Origin of the sequence: Mycolicibacterium psychrotolerans (assembly GCF_010729305.1) — a bacterium.
Classification (GTDB): domain Bacteria; phylum Actinomycetota; class Actinomycetes; order Mycobacteriales; family Mycobacteriaceae; genus Mycobacterium; species Mycobacterium psychrotolerans.
The window spans coordinates 4,420,634-4,435,465 of sequence record NZ_AP022574.1 but is presented as its reverse complement, the minus strand read 5'-3'; the positions used below and the strand labels follow the sequence as shown (position 1 = coordinate 4,435,465).

Sequence of the window (14,832 nt, the reverse complement as noted above, 5' to 3'; positions counted from 1 at the left end):
CGCCATGAGCGCACACACGCGCGTACGGCTGAGTGTCACCGGCGTGGTCCAGGGAGTGGGGTTCCGCCCCACGGTCGCGCGGATCGCCGCTGCGCACCGGCTGGGCGGATTCGTGCTCAACGACGCCGGCTCGGTGCAGTGCGAACTCGAGGGACCCGGCGCGCGCGTCGACGCGGCGGTGCAGACCCTGCGCGACGCCCCACCGCCCCTGGCACATGTCGACACCTTCGTGGTGGCGCCCCGTCCGGTCCTCGGGGAACGGGTGTTCCGCATCCTGGACAGCACCCCGGGCGGCGACGACGGCCGGCGCACCCTCGTGGCGCCCGACATCGCGACGTGCCCGGACTGCCTTCGCGAGTTGTTCGACCCGGCCGACCGGCGGCACCGCCACCCGTTCATCACGTGCACGAACTGCGGGCCGCGCTACACGGTGATCACCGATCTGCCCTACGACCGGCCGGCCACCACGATGGCGGGCTTTCCGATGTGCGCGGTCTGCGCCGCGGAGTACAGCGACCCCACCGCCCGGCGCTATCACGCCCAGACCATCGCCTGCCCGGAGTGCGGGCCGCGGCTGAGCTGGCACGGCCCGCACACCGGTGGTCCCGCACTGGAATCCGCCGCAGCGGCGCTGCGGGACGGCCTGATCGTCGCGGTCAAGGGCATCGGCGGCTATCACCTGGCGTGCCGCGCGGACGACGACGACGCCGTCGCCCGGCTGCGGCAGCGGAAGAACAGGCCCGCCAAGCCTTTCGCCGTGATGGTCGCCGACGTCGAGCACGCGCGCCGGATCTCCGTCGTCGAGGACGCGGCGGCGCGGTCGCTGACCTCGCCCGCCGCGCCCATCGTGCTGCTGGCGGCGCACCCGGGCACGGTGAGCGACGGGGTGGCGCCGAATCTTCGCGACCTCGGCGTGATGCTCGCCTATTCGCCGATCCACCACCTGCTCTTCGTCGAGCTCGATGTGCCTGCCCTGGTGATGACGTCGGCCAACCAGGGCGGCTCGCCGATCGTGTACCGCACCGAGGATCTGGGGTGGATCGACGGATTGGCCGACGCGGCGCTCGACCACGACCGCCCCATCCACGTGCCCTGCGAGGACTCCGTCGTGAGCATGGACGCCGACGGAAACGAACTGCCGCTGAGGCGTTCTCGCGGCTTCGCACCGCTGCCCGTTCCGCTCGGCGACGGCGGATCGGCGTGCGTGCTGGCCACCGGCGGCGATCTGAAGACCACGTTCGCGCTGACCGGCAGCCACGGCCGGGCGCACCTGTCGTCGCACCTGGGGGACATGGCCGACCCGCGCACCCAGAGGTGCTTCGCTGCGACGGTGGACCACCTGGCATTCCTGACCGGGAGTGTGCCGGACGTCGTCGCCCACGACGCGCATCCGGGGTATGCGACGACGCGGTGGGCGCAGCGCCACGGAGGCCGGCTGCTCGCCGTGCAGCACCACCATGCCCACGCGATGTCGCTGCTGGCCGAACACCGCCGGCTGGGCGACCCGATGCTCGCCGTCGCCTTCGACGGCACCGGGTTCGGCACCGACGGCACGATCTGGGGCGGCGAGCTGCTCGCGGTCACCGGCCCCGTGGAGTTCACCCGGGTGGGACACCTGGCGCCGTTCCGGCTGCCCGGCGGCGACGGCGCCGTCCGGTTCCCGGCGCGGATCGCGGTCGACCTGCTCCGGCGCGCCGGCATCGATCCGGCGGCCGACCTGCCGCCGGTGGCCGCGCTCGGACCCGCGGGCATGCACATCCTGACCCAGCAGCTGGACCGCGAGGTGGGATGCGTGCCGACCACCAGCATGGGCCGGCTCTTCGACGCGGTCTCGAGCCTGCTCGGGGTGTGCCAGCAGGTCACCTACGAGGGCCAGGCGGCGGTCGAGCTCGAGCACCTGGCACGGGCCGGACGTGACGGCACGCCGGCGGACTTCGACGTGGCGGACGGTGTGCTCGACCCCGCGCCGGTGATGCTGGCGCTGGTCGAGGGTCTGCGCGCCGGCCGGGCGCGCGCCGACCTGGCGCTGCTGTTCCATGACGCCGTCATCCGCGCGACGGTGCGCGCCGCCGGCGACGCGGCGGCGGTCGCGCGGATACCGACGGTGGGGCTGACCGGCGGCGTGTTCGCCAATCGCCTGCTGCTGGCCGGGATCGCAGCCGGACTGCGCGCGCGAGGACTGGAGGTGCTCACCCACCGGGTGGTGCCGTGCAACGACGGTGGGCTGGCGCTCGGGCAGGCAGCAGTGGCCGTGGTGGCCTCAATGGCCTCGGTGTCCGTGTCATCCAGTTCGCCTCGGGAAAGGAGTGAGCCATGTGCCTCGGGATCCCCGGGAAGGTGATCGACATCTGGGAGGAGGCCGGGACGCGAATGTCCACGGTCGAATTCGGCGGCACCACCAAGACGGTGTGCCTGGCGTATCTGCCCGACATGGAGGTCGGCGAATACACGATCGTGCATGCGGGTTTCGCGATCACTCGGCTCGACGAGGCGTCGGCGCACGAGACGTTGCGCATGTTTGCCGAACTGGGTGTGCTCGACGAGGAACTCGCCGGTGAGCAGCCGCTCGCGAGGAGGGATCCGGCGTGAAGTACCTCGACGAATTCCGCGACCCGGTGGCGGCCAAGACGCTGGTCGACGCGATCCGCCGCCGTGCCACCCGGACGTGGACGGTGATGGAAGTGTGTGGCGGCCAGACGCATTCGATCATCCGCAACGGGATCGACCAGCTGCTCGACGGCGCGGTGGAGTTCATCCACGGACCGGGCTGCCCGGTGTGCGTCACACCGCTGGAGATGATCGACCGGGCGCTGGAGATCGCGGCCCGCGACGACGTGATCTTCTGCTCGTTCGGTGACATGCTGCGGGTGCCGGGCAGCAGCCGGGACCTGTTCGCGGTGCGGGCCCGCGGCGGCGACGTGCGGATCGTCTACTCACCGCTGGACGCCACCCGGGTGGCCGCCGACAACCCCGACAAGCAGGTGGTGTTCTTCGGCGTCGGCTTCGAGACCACCGCGCCCGCCAACGCCATGGCGGTGCTGCACGCCCAGCGGCTGGGGCTGACGAACTTCTCGATGCTGGTCTCCCATGTGCTGGTGCCGCCTGCGATGAGGGCGATCCTGTCGTCACCGAGCAAACGCGTCCAGGGCTTCCTGGCTGCCGGCCACGTGTGCTCGGTGATGGGTACGGCCGAATACCAGCCGCTCGTCGACGAGTTCGGGGTACCGATCGTGGTGACCGGTTTCGAGCCACTCGACCTGCTCGAAGGAGTCCGTCAGGTCGTCGAGCTGCTGGAGGAGGGCACGCCCGCGCTGCGCAACGCCTATCCGCGTGCGGTCAGCGCGGAGGGCAACCCGGTGGCGCAGCAGACCCTCGCCGACGTCTTCGCCGTCACCGACCGGCAATGGCGGGGCATCGGCATGATCCCCAGATCAGGATGGACGCTGTCGCCCCGCTACGCCGAATTCGACGCCGAGCGCCGCTTCGGGGTCGGCCATCTGCAGGTCGCCGAGTCCGCCGAGTGTCACAGCGGAGAGGTGCTGCAGGGACTGCTCAAACCCAATGAATGTCCGGCCTTCGGCCGCACCTGCACCCCGCGTACACCGCTCGGCGCGACGATGGTGTCCAGTGAGGGGGCGTGCGCGGCGTACTACCAGTTCCGCCGGCTGGAAGCAGCGACCACCCATGTCTGAGACACCGGTGTCCGTCGATCCCGCGGACTGGGTGTGTCCGTTACCGCTGCGGGAGACCCGGCGGGTGGTGCTCGGCCACGGCGGGGGCGGCGTGCTCTCCGAGGAGCTGATCGAGAACCTCTTCCTGCCGGCCTTCGGCGGTGCCGCGGGCCCGTCGCGGGATTCGGCGGTGCTGCAGACCGGCGCCGGCCGCATCGCACTGACCACCGATTCCTATGTCGTACAACCGCTGTTCTTCCCCGGCGGCAACATCGGCGATCTCGCGGTCAACGGCACCATCAACGACCTCGCCTGCAGCGGCGCCCAACCCATCGGGCTCACCGCCGGTTTCATCATCGAGGAGGGTCTGGAGATCGACGTGTTGGGCGCAGTCGCCACCACGATGGGCAAGGCGGCCGCCGCGGCCGGGGTGCCGATTGTCACCGGTGACACCAAGGTCGTCGGAAAGGGCAGCGCCGACCAGCTTTTCGTCAACACCGCCGGTGTCGGCGTCGTGCCGGCCGGGGTCGACATCGGGCCGGAGCGCGCGCGACCGGGCGACGTGGTGATCGTGTCGGGCGCCATCGGCGAGCACGGAGTGGCGATCATGAGCGTGCGCGAGGGCATCGACTTCGGCACGCAGGTGCGCACCGACAGCGCCCCGCTGCACCGGCTGGTGGCCGCCATGCTCGCCGCAGCCGGCCCGGCGGCGGTGCACACGCTGCGCGACCCGACCCGCGGCGGCCTGGTGGCGTCGGTGGTCGAGATCGCCCGGGCCGCCTCGGTGGGGGTCCAGCTCGATGAGGCCGCGATCCCGGTGCCCGAAACCGTGGCGTCCGCCTGCTCGTTCCTGGGGCTCGATCCGCTGCAGGTCGCCAACGAGGGCAAGCTGGTCGCCTTCGTCGCACCCGAGCACGCCGAGGCGGTGCTGGCTGCGATGCGCGCGCATCCCGACGGCGCCGCGGCCACGGTGATCGGCCGGGTCGTCGACGAGCACCCGGGGATGGCGGTGGCCCGGACCCCGTTCGGCACCACGCGGGTAGTGGAACGCGAACTCGGAGAACAGCTTCCGCGCATCTGTTGAATCAGCGGCGCAGCGTCTCCGACGGTGCCTCGCCCCAGCGTTTGCGGTATTCGACCGAGAAGCTGCCGAGGTGGTGAAAGCCCCAGCGTTCGGCCACGGCGGTCACCGTCACGCCGTCGGACGGGATCGCATCGGTGAGTTCCTCGTGCACCCGCTCGAGGCGGCGCTCACGCACGAACGCCATCGGCGACATGCCCAGTTCGGAGCGGAAACCCTGCTGGATCGACCGCACGCTCATGTGCACGGCGCCCGCCAGCGACTCCATCGTGATCCGCTCGGCGAGGTGGTCGTCGATGAAGTCCATCGCCTGCTGGATCACCGTGCGGCGCGGATCCGGCGACGACGGCTGGGTGATGTCTGCGTGGTAGTTCGACGGCTGCAGATAGAGCAGGCTGCTCATCACCAGTTCCTCGACCGGTCCGATCGCCCGCCCCTTCTGGATCAGCGATCCGGCGTGGTAGACCTCGGTGTGCACCAGCTGGACCGCGGCGTGCCAGCGCATCGCCGCCTCGGTCGCCAGATCGAACTCCGGTTCGAACACCAACGGGCGCAACAGGTTTCGTCCGATCAGCCGGGTCACATGGGCGGACATCGCCTGGGCCTCGATCCGGATCAGCAGCTGCGGTGTGTCGAGGCCGAGTTCCAGCCGCAGCGGCACCCCGGGGCTGGAGACCAGCGACCGCATCGTGTTGGCCTGGAACGTCGAGGACGGATGGACGACGGTGGCGACCCCGTTCATCGGCATGTGCACCGCGTAATAGCGACCGGATTCGGGGATGTCGACCGTCGCAGGCACGTGCAGGTCGACATAGAGCATGCTGACGTTGCGCAGGCGCACGCCGTGCATCGTCGCCGCGAACCCGTCGGCCTCGGTGGGGTCCACCGTGAGGGTCAGCGGAGACAGCGCGCGACCCATCAGCCGCGTCGCCTTGGCGATGTCCTCGGTGTAGAAGATCTCATGGTCGGTCAGCGCGGGGGGGACGCCGCGGGAGCGAACCTTGCGACGGACCGGATCACTGGTGCGGCGGATGTCGATGTAGCCGAGACGGGTCAGACGCGACATCAGAACAGTTGCGAGGGGGATGAGAAGGGCAGGCTGCCTTGGCAGCGGGGAACGGCAGTTCGCGTGCGCAAGGCAAGACTCCTAAACATCGGTCTCGCTTCAGCGTAACCATCTGTGCGCAATCCTGATAGGAGTTGCGCGAAAGCGATAGGCAGGTTGAGAACCACTGAGTACCTTGGGGCATGTTCTCCCTCCAACAGGGGAGTCCGCCAGGGAGGTCGAGCATGGGCACCAACGGTGAAGCGAGCGCTCCCGTCCTGGAACCGGCCGCTCTCTCCGGGCCGTCGGCCTCCGTCCGGGAACGGCTCGACGATCCCCGCATCGCCGAGGCGCTCAACACGTTGCTCGAGCACGCGGATCTCCTCGCGGTGCTCGTCACCGGCCTCGACGGCTTCGTGCGCCGCGGCGACGACATCACCGCGAATCTGACCTCGGCGCTGGGCGAGCTCAAGGGCCAATCCGTTGAGCTGAGCCGGTTGTCGTCCAGCCTGGCGCAACTGTCGGGCGGCCTGGTGCACGCGGCCCCGGCGATCACCACGCTGCTGAACTCGCCGCTGACCGACCCGCAGGGCGCGGAGGTGATCGCCGCGTTCGGCGACGCCATGGTGTCGGCGCGCGCGTCCGTCCCGCCGGCGCCCCGCGGGGTGCGCGGACTGTGGAAGACGCTGCGCGGCGCGGCCAAAGACCCCGATGTGGCACGTGGTGTGGCGTACCTGCTCGAGGTGGCCCGCGTCTTCGGACGGCGGGTCTGACAACACTCACGCACAACAAGTTTCGCTGCGGAGGCCGCAGTAGCCCACGCCTTCGGTGATGGAGAGGAGTCCTCATGGCATCGGTGCTGTGGTTCCAGGGTGGTGCCTGTAGCGGCAACACCATGTCCTTCCTCAACGCGGAGGAACCGAACGTCGTCGACCTGATCGTCGACTTCGGGCTGGACCTGCTGTGGCATCCGTCGCTGGGGCTCGAACTCGGGCAGAACGCGCAGAAGGTGTTCCGGGACTGCGCCAGCGGCGAACGCCCACTGGACATCTTCGTGTTCGAGGGCACCGTGATGGAGGCCTACGAGGGCCGGGCCGACATGTTCGCCGACCGCCCGATGAAGGACTGGGTCACCGAGCTCGCCGCCGCCGCGCAGATCGTGGTCGCGATCGGCGACTGCGCCTGCTGGGGCGGCATTCCGGCGATGGAACCGAACCCGTCCGGATCGACGGGGCTGCAGTTCCACAAGCGGGAGAAGGGCGGCTTCCTCGGCTCGGACTTCCGGTCGAAGATGGGGCTGCCGGTCATCAACGTGCCCGGCTGCCCGGCCCACCCGGACTGGATCACCCAGATCCTGGTCGCACTGGCCACAGGTCGCGCCGGTGACATCACCCTCGACGATCTGCATCGCCCCGAGACGTTCTTCAAGACCTTCACCCAGACGGGCTGCACCCGAGTGCAGTTCTTCGAGTACAAGCAGTCGACGCTGTCGTTCGGCGAGGGCACCCGAACCGGTTGCCTGTTCTATGAATTCGGCTGCCGCGGACCGATGACGCATTCACCGTGCAACCGCATCCTGTGGAACCGGCAGTCGTCGAAGACCCGGGCCGGCATGCCCTGCCTCGGCTGCACCGAGCCCGAGTTCCCGCACTTCGACCTCGCCCCCGGAACGCTGTTCAAGACGCAGAAGGTCAGCGGCATGATCCCGAAGGAAGTACCCGAGGGAACCGACCACCTGACCTACATGGGTCTGGCCGCGGCCGCGCGCATCGCGGCGCCGCAGTGGTCCAAAGAAGACATGTTCGTGGTCTGAGACCACTGGAAGGACTGGTAATGACGTCACAACTGGACCTGTTCGTCAGCCCGCTGGGCCGCGTGGAGGGTGACCTCGACGTGCGTGTCACGATCGAGGACGGGGTCGTCACCTCCGCCTGGACCGAGGCCGCGATGTTCCGGGGCTTCGAGATCATCCTGCGCGGCAAGGATCCTCAGTCCGGGCTCGTGGTGTGCCCGCGCATCTGCGGCATCTGCGGCGGCAGCCACCTGTACAAGTCGGCCTACGCGCTGGACACGGCATGGCGGACCCACATGCCGCACAACGCGACGCTGATCCGCAACATCTGTCAGGCCTGCGAGACGCTGCAGTCGATCCCTCGCTACTTCTACGCGCTGTTCGCGATCGACCTGACGAACAAGAACTACGCCAAGTCCTCGATGTACGAGGAGGCGGTGCGACGCTTCGCCCCCTACGTCGGGACCAGCTATCAGCCCGGTGTCGTGCTGAGCGCCAAGCCGGTCGAGGTTTACGCGATCTACGGCGGGCAGTGGCCGCACTCGAGCTTCATGGTGCCCGGCGGCGTGATGTGCGCGCCGACGCTGTCGGACGTCACCCGGTCGATCGCGATCCTCGAGCACTGGAACGACGCCTGGCTGGAAGGCCAGTGGCTGGGTTGCTCGGTGGACCGCTGGCTGGAGAACAAGACCTGGAACGACGTGCTCGCCTGGGTGGACGAGAACGAGGCGCAGTACAACAGCGACTGCGGCTTCTTCATCCGTTACTGCCTCGACGTCGGACTGGACAAGTACGGCCAGGGCGTCGGCAATTATCTCGCCACCGGAACGTATTTCGAGCCGTCGCTCTACGAGAACCCCACCATCGACGGTCGCAACGCGGCGTTGATCGGGCGCTCGGGGGTGTTCGCCGACGGGCAGTACTATGAGTTCGACCAGGCGAACGTCCGCGAGGACATCACCCACTCCTTCTACCAGGGCGACCGGCCGCTGCATCCGTTCGAGGGCGAGACCATCCCGATCGACCCGGAGCAGGGACGCAAGCAGGGCAAGTACAGCTGGGCGAAATCGCCGCGCTACGCCGTCGGCGACCTTGGCAACATCCCGTTGGAAGCCGGCCCGCTGGCCCGGCGGATGGCGGCGGCCGGCCCGAACCCCGCGGCGCACCAGGACGACGACCCGCTGTTCGGCGACATCTACAACACCATCGGTCCGTCGGTGATGGTGCGCCAGCTCGCGCGCATGCACGAGGCGCCGAAGTACTACAAGTGGGCGCGGCAGTGGCTCGACGCGCTGGAGCTCAAGGAGAGCTTCTACACCAAGCCGACCGAGTACGCCGAGGGCAAGGGCTTCGGGTCCACCGAGGCGGCCCGGGGTTCGCTGTCGGACTGGATTGTGCTCGAGGACAACAAGATCAAGAACTATCAGGTGGTGACGCCGACCGCGTGGAACATCGGCCCGCGGGACGGTTCGGAGGTGCTCGGCCCGATCGAGCGGGCGCTGGTCGGGTCCCCGATCGTCGACGCCGAGGACCCCGTGGAGCTCGGCCACGTCGCCCGCAGCTTCGACTCCTGCCTGGTGTGCACGGTGCACGCCTACGACGGCAAGACCGGCCGGGAGCTGAGCAAGTTCGTCATCAACGGGATGGTGTGAGCTGCCCTCTGCAGAGGTGAACACAGGCGCGGACAACCCGGCGGCGCCGCTCGAGCCGCCGGGTTGCGACGTGCTGGTGATCGGCTGCGGCAACCTGCTGCGCGGCGACGACGGCGTGGGCCCCGTCCTGGTCCGTCACCTGTGGGAGCGCGGCGTGCCCGAGGGCGCCAAGCTGGTCGACGGCGGCACCGCCGGAATGGATGTCGCGTTCCAGATGCGCGGCGCCCGCCAGGTGGTGATCGTCGACGCCGCCGCCACCGGTTCGGCGCCGGGCACGACGTTCCGGGTGCCCGGCTCCGAACTCGCCGAACTCCCGCCGCTGCAGGGTTTGCACACCCATTCGTTCCGCTGGGACCACGCGATCGCGTTCGCCCGCTGGGCGCTGGCGGACGACTGCCCGACCGACATCACGGTGTTCCTCATCGAGGTCGCCGCCGTCGAGATGGGCGCCGACCTGTCCGAGCCGGTGACGGCGGCGATGGAACAGGTGATCGCACTGATCGAACGTGACTATCTCGGGCCGCTCCGGCCCGAGGTCCCCCGCGAGGTGACCGTCGAGTTCACCGCCGACGGGTATCTACGGCTCGACGCCGCGACCGCCGCCGCCCGGTTCCCGTCCGACGCGGTGGCCGCGTTGCTGCGCGACGGCGCCCTGTGGCTGATCCCGCTGCGCGGGCCGCGCAGCGGCGGCCTGCTGCTCAAGCAGCGCACCCCCGCCGGCGACCGGTCGGTGCTCGTCAGCGAGTTGCTGAGGGAGATCCCACTGTGCGGCGTCCGTCGCGCATGCTGGGACGATGACCAGTCCGCGTTGCGCATCCCGGTTTCCGAGGCCGAGGAGCGGGAAACGTGATCGCCATGATTGAACGCGAGAACCCCCAGGAGAGGCCGCCGACCGTGGTGCGCCCCGACAGCTCCGCCGCCGAGGCCCGCGCCGTTGACACCGTGGTCGTGCCCGACCGCGGTCAGTGGGCCGTGGACATCGTCGTGGTGTTCGACGACGGCGTGGTCCGCAAACGGATCAACACCCACCGCACACGACGGCGCGCCGACCTGGCCGCCGACCTCATCAAGCGCGCCGCGGAGCGTGATCTGAGGTGACAAGCAGGGGAGGGCCGTGACCGATATCGCCGTCGAACCAACCGAGGCGGGCGCCGGGCTGGTGACGCGCCCGCAACCGCTGGGCGTGTTCGGCCTTCCCCTGGGATACCTGCTCATCCCCGCAGGACAGGACACCGATGCGGCGCGTGCCGCACTGCTGTCGGGATGTCTGCCCGAGGTGTGGCCCGAGCGGATGGCCGCCCACCGGCACGCCTGTTCCGGTGACCGCGACGCCGCGCTGGCCGCGCTGGCCGGTGACGATCCGGTGTCGCGCTACAACCACTTCGTGCTCGATCCGGACGTCGCCTCGCCCGACGTCGTACGCACCGGCCTGGGCGAGCTCGGGGTGCTCGTCGACGTGGTCCTGTTCGTGCTCGGGCGCAGCGACACCGTGCCCGACGCCGACGGCCTCGACGGCGAGCTGGCCGCCACGGTGCTCGCCGTCGCGGCGTCGGCCGCCGTCGACGCCCACGCGCCGACACAAGCCGTGGCGATCCTCGACACCGCCGCGCACGCGGCGACGCCGGCGAGCCGCCCGTTGGCAGGCGTGCTGTCGGGTGCGGCTGCGGGTCTGTGTCGCGACGCGGGCGATCCGTCCGCGGTGAGCCGGTTCGAACGCGCGCTGAAGCTGCTCGACGGCGCCGACGGGCTCAAGATCGCCCGTGCCGAACTGCACCTGGCCGCGGCGGGCGTGCTGCACGAGCAGGCCGCGCAGCGGCCCGAGCTGATGCCCGCCGCGATCCCGCACTACCACTCGGCGCTGCAGCTGATCCGGCGCGACGACGCGCCGCTGTTGTGGGCGTCCGGCCACGCCGACCTGGCCACGGCCTACCTGACGATGCCGATGGTGGAGGCGTCCAGTCAGTTGAGGCTCGGCATCGCCGCGCAGTCGCTGCGGCAGGCGCTGACCGTGTTCACCCGCGACGAGCATCCGCAGCGGTGGGCCAGTGTCCAGCTGAATCTCGCGAACTCGTTGGTGTACACCCCGTCTCGGCACCGTCAGGAGAATCTGGTCGAGGCGGTCGAGATCTACGAGGCGGTGCTCGAAGCCCGCGATCGTGACACCGACCCGAGCGGGCGTGCGCGGGTACTGGCCAACCAGGGCAACGTGCTCGCCCACCTCGGCGCGTTCGACCAGGCGAAGGCGAAACTCTACGAGGCGCGGTTCCTGTTCGAGGAACTCGGGGACACCGATGCGGTGCGCTCGGTGCGCGGAGTGCTCGACGAGATCTCCCGGGAGGGGGCGCGATGACGCTCGCCGACACCACCGATCTCGACGTCCTCGCCGGCAGGGTCGACGCCGCGGTCGCGGCGCTGGCCGACCTGGATCCTGCCGCCCGGGCCGCCGCCGAGGAGCTCAAGACCGCGCTGGAGGGCATCCACCGCGCCGGGCTGACGACGATCGTATCGCGGATGCGGGCCGACGACGGCGCGCGTCCGCTGTTGTTCGACCTCGTCGACGACCCCGTGGTGAGGATGCTCCTGACGCTGCACGGCATCATCCGGCCCGACCCGGTGACGCTGGCCGAGCGCGCGCTGGCCGCGGTGCGTCCGCAGCTGCACAGCCACGGCGGCGACGTGGCGCTCGTCCGCATCGAGGACGGCGTCGCCTTCGTACGTCTCGAGGGCGCGTGCAACGGGTGCTCGATGTCGTCGGTGACGCTGCGGGAGCTCGTCGAAACCGCTCTGCGACAGAGTATTCCGTCGCTGCGAGCGGTCGAGGTGGTGCCCGCCGAGCCGTCACCGGCGGTGATCCCGGTCGAGTCGCTGCGGATGCCGCCGCGGCCGGCCGACGACGGCTGGGTGAAGGTGACCCGCGCGGAGTCGGTCCCGGTCGACGGGATCACGGTGCCCGCCGACGGCGTCATCGTTGTCAATCTCGGTCAGAGGCTTTCGGCGTACCGCAACGAGTGCGCACACGAGGCTCTGCCGCTCGACGAGGCGATTCTCGATGCGTCCGCGGGCACGTTGACATGCCCGTGGCACGGCTTCTGCTACGACGCGACGTCGGGGGAGTGCATGTCGGCTCCCGGCGTGCAACTCGAGCAGCTTCCGCTGCGGATCGACGACGGGGATGTCTGGGTTCGGACGGGCCGATGAGTCGCTACACGGTGCGGCACACCGTGGCCGGCCGTCCCGCCGGGCGGGTGCCCACCGCGGTACTGGCCGATGAGCACAGCGGTGGGTGGCGGCCGCTGACGTGGCTGGGCGCCCCCGCGCCCGGCGGGCTGGCGCTGCCGCAGGCGATGCCGAGCATGTCGTGGATGTATTCTCCCCGCGGGGTTTTCGTCGATGACAACCATGTCGTGGTCGCCGACTCCGGCAACCACCGCGTGCTCATCTGGCACGGTGTGCCGCAGGCCGACGAGCAGCCCGCCGACGTGGTGCTCGGTCAGCCTGACGGGGGCACCGAGGGCCGTGCGGCGGGTGGCCGCGGACCCGAGCGCGGCATGAACCTGCCGACCGGCGTCGCGATCGTCGACGGGCGGTTAATCGTGGCGGACGCCTGGCATCATCGGATCCTGATCTGGAACTCGGTGCCGCAGTCCGACGACGTCGCCCCCGATGTGGTGCTGGGTCAGCCCGACAGCGCGTCGGTGGAACCGAACGCGGGCGGTGTGTGCTCGGCGGGAACGTTCTACTGGCCGTTCGGCTTTGCGGTGCTCGGCGGGCGGTTCTGGGTGGCCGACACAGGGAATCGGCGGGTGTTGGGATTCAGCGGCGGTGTGCCGGAGCCGGGACAGGTCGCCGACATCGTGCTCGGGCAACCGTCACCGAGTGGCCGTGAGGAGAACCGTGGTGCGGCGGCGGGACCGGCGAGCTTCCGCTGGCCGCACGCAATCGCCGGCACGCCGGATCTGCTGTTGGTGGCCGACGCGGGTGATCACCGCGTGCTGGGCTGGACGCCGCACCCGGCTGCCGATGCGTCGGCGAATTCGGTCCTGGGACAGCCGGATTTCGTGACCGCGCAGGAGTGGCCCTACGGTCCGCACACCGGTGACCGGTTCCGGTTCCCCTACGCGGTGGATGTGGACGGCGAACTTCTCGTGGTCGCCGACACGGCCAACAACCGCATCCTGATGTGGGACGGGCTGCCGGAGGAGCCGCTCGGTGGTCGGCCCGCCGACCATGTGCTGGCACAACCCGACTTCGCGTCGAATGGCGAGAACCGGTGGGCGCTGGTCGGCCGCGACACGCTGTGCTGGCCGTACGGTCTGAGCTTGCACGGAAGCCTGCTCGCGGTGGCGGATTCGGGCAACAACCGCGTGATGCTGTGGCGGCGTTCGTGAGGCCCCGGATCATTCAGCAGGACAACCAGATCGGGTTCCACTGGGCTACCGCCGCCGGACTGCCGACCACGCTGGCCGTCCTCGTCGGTGACGACGATGAACCGGACCGCTTGGCGGCGACGCATCTCTCGGCGCTCGACGACGCGATGATCGACGCTGCGCGGCGGTTCGGGGAACTGCTGGGCGGGGGCCGGCGGCCCACGCCGCAGGACCGGGAGGACCTCGCGCAGCTGTACCGCAGCCTGGACGACGCGTGCCTGGACTACGCGCGGGCGGTCGACCTTTTCGGCGAGCAGCCCGACTCCCGGGCCGGCCGGATCATCGGGACGGCGGTGCTGATGTCGATCCTGGCCCGCCAGCCGTTGGACATGCTGGGCCCGGTGCCGTTGGAGGATGAGTTGCAGGAGCCGGCACCCGGTGTCGTCGGCGGCTACGGCGAGATGGTGCACGTCGACCCGGTACGGCCGTGGAAGGGCAGCCGCTGGGTGGTGCGCACCGAGTCGGGCGCGCGGCTGCCGTTGACGCTGGCGATGCTGCTGTTCGACAGTTCGGGCACCAACAAGGATGCGGCGCGCACGGAACACATCGAGTCGATGCGGGCGGTGACATCGGCTGCGGCGCACCCCGACGCCGACCCCTATGACGTGGCGTGCGCGCTCGACTGGTTGCTCTACGACTACCTGATGGCACACCGCGACGGAGAAGACAGCGCGGAGATCGTCTTCGCGAAGGGTCGAGACGGCGACGCCGGTGCCGTGGTGGCCGCCGCGGCCGCGTCGGTCGCCGCGCGGGCGACCTTCGATCCGGCGCTGGCGGTCAGGCGGGGGTGAGCGTGACGTTGTGCAAAGCGATCGCGACGTCGGTCGGCAGAATGTCGACGAACGTCGGCGAATCGCGCAGCGCATCCCCGTTACCGACGATGTTCCCGGGAGATGTTCCAGCACAAGGGAAGTCGCGGCACCGCAGCCAGAACCCGGGCGGACTCTGGTAGGGCTGCATGCTGGGTGACTGGTCCACCCGGTAGCGCCCCGGCGGGATGAACGTCGTGGCCCAGCCGTCGCGCGGTTGGGTGGTCACCCCGAACACACCGTTGCTGCCGTAGCTCGGGGCTGCACCTGCCGGCGCTGCCAGGACGCACGCGGATGCCACGGCACCGGCCGCGACGAGGGCGGGAACGTTGACGTTCATGCAGCCGAGCGTAAC

Annotated in this window: 15 protein-coding genes; 13 read left to right on the top strand and 2 right to left on the bottom strand. The window is 70.0% G+C overall.

The window, feature by feature from the left end:
• Positions 1–4 precede the first annotated feature (4 nt).
• Genes hypF through hypE form a run of 4 tightly spaced genes read left to right on the top strand, consistent with a single transcriptional unit; the run spans position 5 to position 4,755 of the window.
• Positions 5–2,341, top strand: coding sequence for a carbamoyltransferase HypF (gene hypF, locus G6N45_RS21585; RefSeq protein WP_163724471.1), 2,337 nt, complete (start codon positions 5–7; stop codon positions 2,339–2,341).
• On the top strand, positions 2,314–2,589 hold the full coding sequence (locus tag G6N45_RS21580; RefSeq protein ID WP_057147370.1) for a HypC/HybG/HupF family hydrogenase formation chaperone: 276 nt from the start codon (positions 2,314–2,316) through the stop codon (positions 2,587–2,589). The genes hypF and G6N45_RS21580 overlap by 28 nt, the downstream gene beginning before the upstream one ends.
• Complete coding sequence (gene hypD / locus G6N45_RS21575) at positions 2,586–3,692, top strand: hydrogenase formation protein HypD (RefSeq protein ID WP_163724468.1); 1,107 nt, start codon at positions 2,586–2,588, stop codon at positions 3,690–3,692. The genes G6N45_RS21580 and hypD overlap by 4 nt, the downstream gene beginning before the upstream one ends.
• Entirely contained in the window at positions 3,685–4,755 is a 1,071-nt protein-coding gene (hypE, locus tag G6N45_RS21570; RefSeq protein ID WP_163724465.1) for a hydrogenase expression/formation protein HypE, read from the top strand. Before hypD ends, hypE begins: the two co-directional genes overlap by 8 nt.
• Position 4,756: 1 nt before the next feature.
• Here the strand turns inward: hypE and G6N45_RS21565 are convergent, their stop codons facing one another.
• On the bottom strand, positions 4,757–5,818 hold the full coding sequence (locus tag G6N45_RS21565; protein ID WP_163724461.1) for an AraC family transcriptional regulator: 1,062 nt from the start codon (positions 5,816–5,818) through the stop codon (positions 4,757–4,759).
• A gap of 224 nt (positions 5,819–6,042) precedes the next feature.
• Between G6N45_RS21565 and G6N45_RS21560 the strand changes: the two genes are divergently transcribed.
• From G6N45_RS21560 to G6N45_RS21520, 9 genes are all read left to right on the top strand, one after another.
• Positions 6,043–6,570, top strand: a complete 528-nt coding sequence (locus G6N45_RS21560; RefSeq protein ID WP_163724458.1) for a DUF1641 domain-containing protein — start codon at positions 6,043–6,045, stop codon at positions 6,568–6,570.
• A gap of 74 nt (positions 6,571–6,644) precedes the next feature.
• A complete protein-coding gene (locus tag G6N45_RS21555) occupies positions 6,645–7,610 on the top strand; it encodes an NADH-quinone oxidoreductase subunit B family protein (protein ID WP_163724455.1) in 966 nt (321 codons plus the stop codon).
• Between the two features lie 20 nt (positions 7,611–7,630).
• Positions 7,631–9,241: a nickel-dependent hydrogenase large subunit gene (locus G6N45_RS21550; RefSeq protein WP_163724452.1), complete on the top strand. Its 1,611-nt coding sequence runs from the start codon at positions 7,631–7,633 to the stop codon at positions 9,239–9,241.
• Positions 9,242–9,317: 76 nt separating this feature from the next.
• Positions 9,318–10,091 (top strand): hydrogenase maturation protease, encoded by a 774-nt coding sequence (locus G6N45_RS21545; protein WP_163728840.1) that lies wholly within the window; start codon positions 9,318–9,320, stop codon positions 10,089–10,091.
• 5 nt (positions 10,092–10,096) lie between these two features.
• Positions 10,097–10,339: a hypothetical protein gene (locus G6N45_RS21540; protein WP_057147693.1), complete on the top strand. Its 243-nt coding sequence runs from the start codon at positions 10,097–10,099 to the stop codon at positions 10,337–10,339.
• 16 nt (positions 10,340–10,355) lie between these two features.
• Complete coding sequence (locus tag G6N45_RS21535; protein ID WP_246228754.1) at positions 10,356–11,591, top strand: tetratricopeptide repeat protein; 1,236 nt, start codon at positions 10,356–10,358, stop codon at positions 11,589–11,591.
• On the top strand, positions 11,588–12,439 hold the full coding sequence (locus tag G6N45_RS21530; RefSeq protein ID WP_163724449.1) for a NifU family protein: 852 nt from the start codon (positions 11,588–11,590) through the stop codon (positions 12,437–12,439). The genes G6N45_RS21535 and G6N45_RS21530 overlap by 4 nt, the downstream gene beginning before the upstream one ends.
• Positions 12,436–13,629 (top strand): NHL repeat-containing protein, encoded by a 1,194-nt coding sequence (locus tag G6N45_RS21525; protein ID WP_163724445.1) that lies wholly within the window; start codon positions 12,436–12,438, stop codon positions 13,627–13,629. Before G6N45_RS21530 ends, G6N45_RS21525 begins: the two co-directional genes overlap by 4 nt.
• Positions 13,626–14,459 (top strand): hypothetical protein, encoded by an 834-nt coding sequence (locus tag G6N45_RS21520; protein ID WP_170312462.1) that lies wholly within the window; start codon positions 13,626–13,628, stop codon positions 14,457–14,459. Before G6N45_RS21525 ends, G6N45_RS21520 begins: the two co-directional genes overlap by 4 nt.
• Here the strand turns inward: G6N45_RS21520 and G6N45_RS21515 are convergent.
• Complete coding sequence (locus tag G6N45_RS21515) at positions 14,446–14,817, bottom strand: hypothetical protein (protein WP_163724442.1); 372 nt, start codon at positions 14,815–14,817, stop codon at positions 14,446–14,448. The two genes, G6N45_RS21520 and G6N45_RS21515, sit on opposite strands and share 14 nt — an antisense overlap.
• Between the last annotated feature and the right edge of the window lie 15 nt (positions 14,818–14,832).

Bases quoted from the DNA above. Each gene is read 5' to 3' on its own strand.
- hypF (WP_163724471.1), top strand. From the start codon at position 5: ATGAGCGCACACACGCGCGTACGGCTGAGTGTCACCGGCGTGGTCCAG.
- G6N45_RS21580 (WP_057147370.1), top strand. From the start codon at position 2,314: ATGTGCCTCGGGATCCCCGGGAAGGTGATCGACATCTGGGAGGAGGCC.
- hypE (WP_163724465.1), top strand. From the start codon at position 3,685: ATGTCTGAGACACCGGTGTCCGTCGATCCCGCGGACTGGGTGTGTCCG.
- G6N45_RS21565 (WP_163724461.1), bottom strand. From the start codon at position 5,818: ATGTCGCGTCTGACCCGTCTCGGCTACATCGACATCCGCCGCACCAGT.
- G6N45_RS21560 (WP_163724458.1), top strand. From the start codon at position 6,043: ATGGGCACCAACGGTGAAGCGAGCGCTCCCGTCCTGGAACCGGCCGCT.
- G6N45_RS21555 (WP_163724455.1), top strand. From the start codon at position 6,645: ATGGCATCGGTGCTGTGGTTCCAGGGTGGTGCCTGTAGCGGCAACACC.
- G6N45_RS21550 (WP_163724452.1), top strand. From the start codon at position 7,631: ATGACGTCACAACTGGACCTGTTCGTCAGCCCGCTGGGCCGCGTGGAG.
- G6N45_RS21540 (WP_057147693.1), top strand. From the start codon at position 10,097: ATGATTGAACGCGAGAACCCCCAGGAGAGGCCGCCGACCGTGGTGCGC.
- G6N45_RS21530 (WP_163724449.1), top strand. From the start codon at position 11,588: ATGACGCTCGCCGACACCACCGATCTCGACGTCCTCGCCGGCAGGGTC.
- G6N45_RS21525 (WP_163724445.1), top strand. From the start codon at position 12,436: ATGAGTCGCTACACGGTGCGGCACACCGTGGCCGGCCGTCCCGCCGGG.
- G6N45_RS21515 (WP_163724442.1), bottom strand. From the start codon at position 14,817: ATGAACGTCAACGTTCCCGCCCTCGTCGCGGCCGGTGCCGTGGCATCC.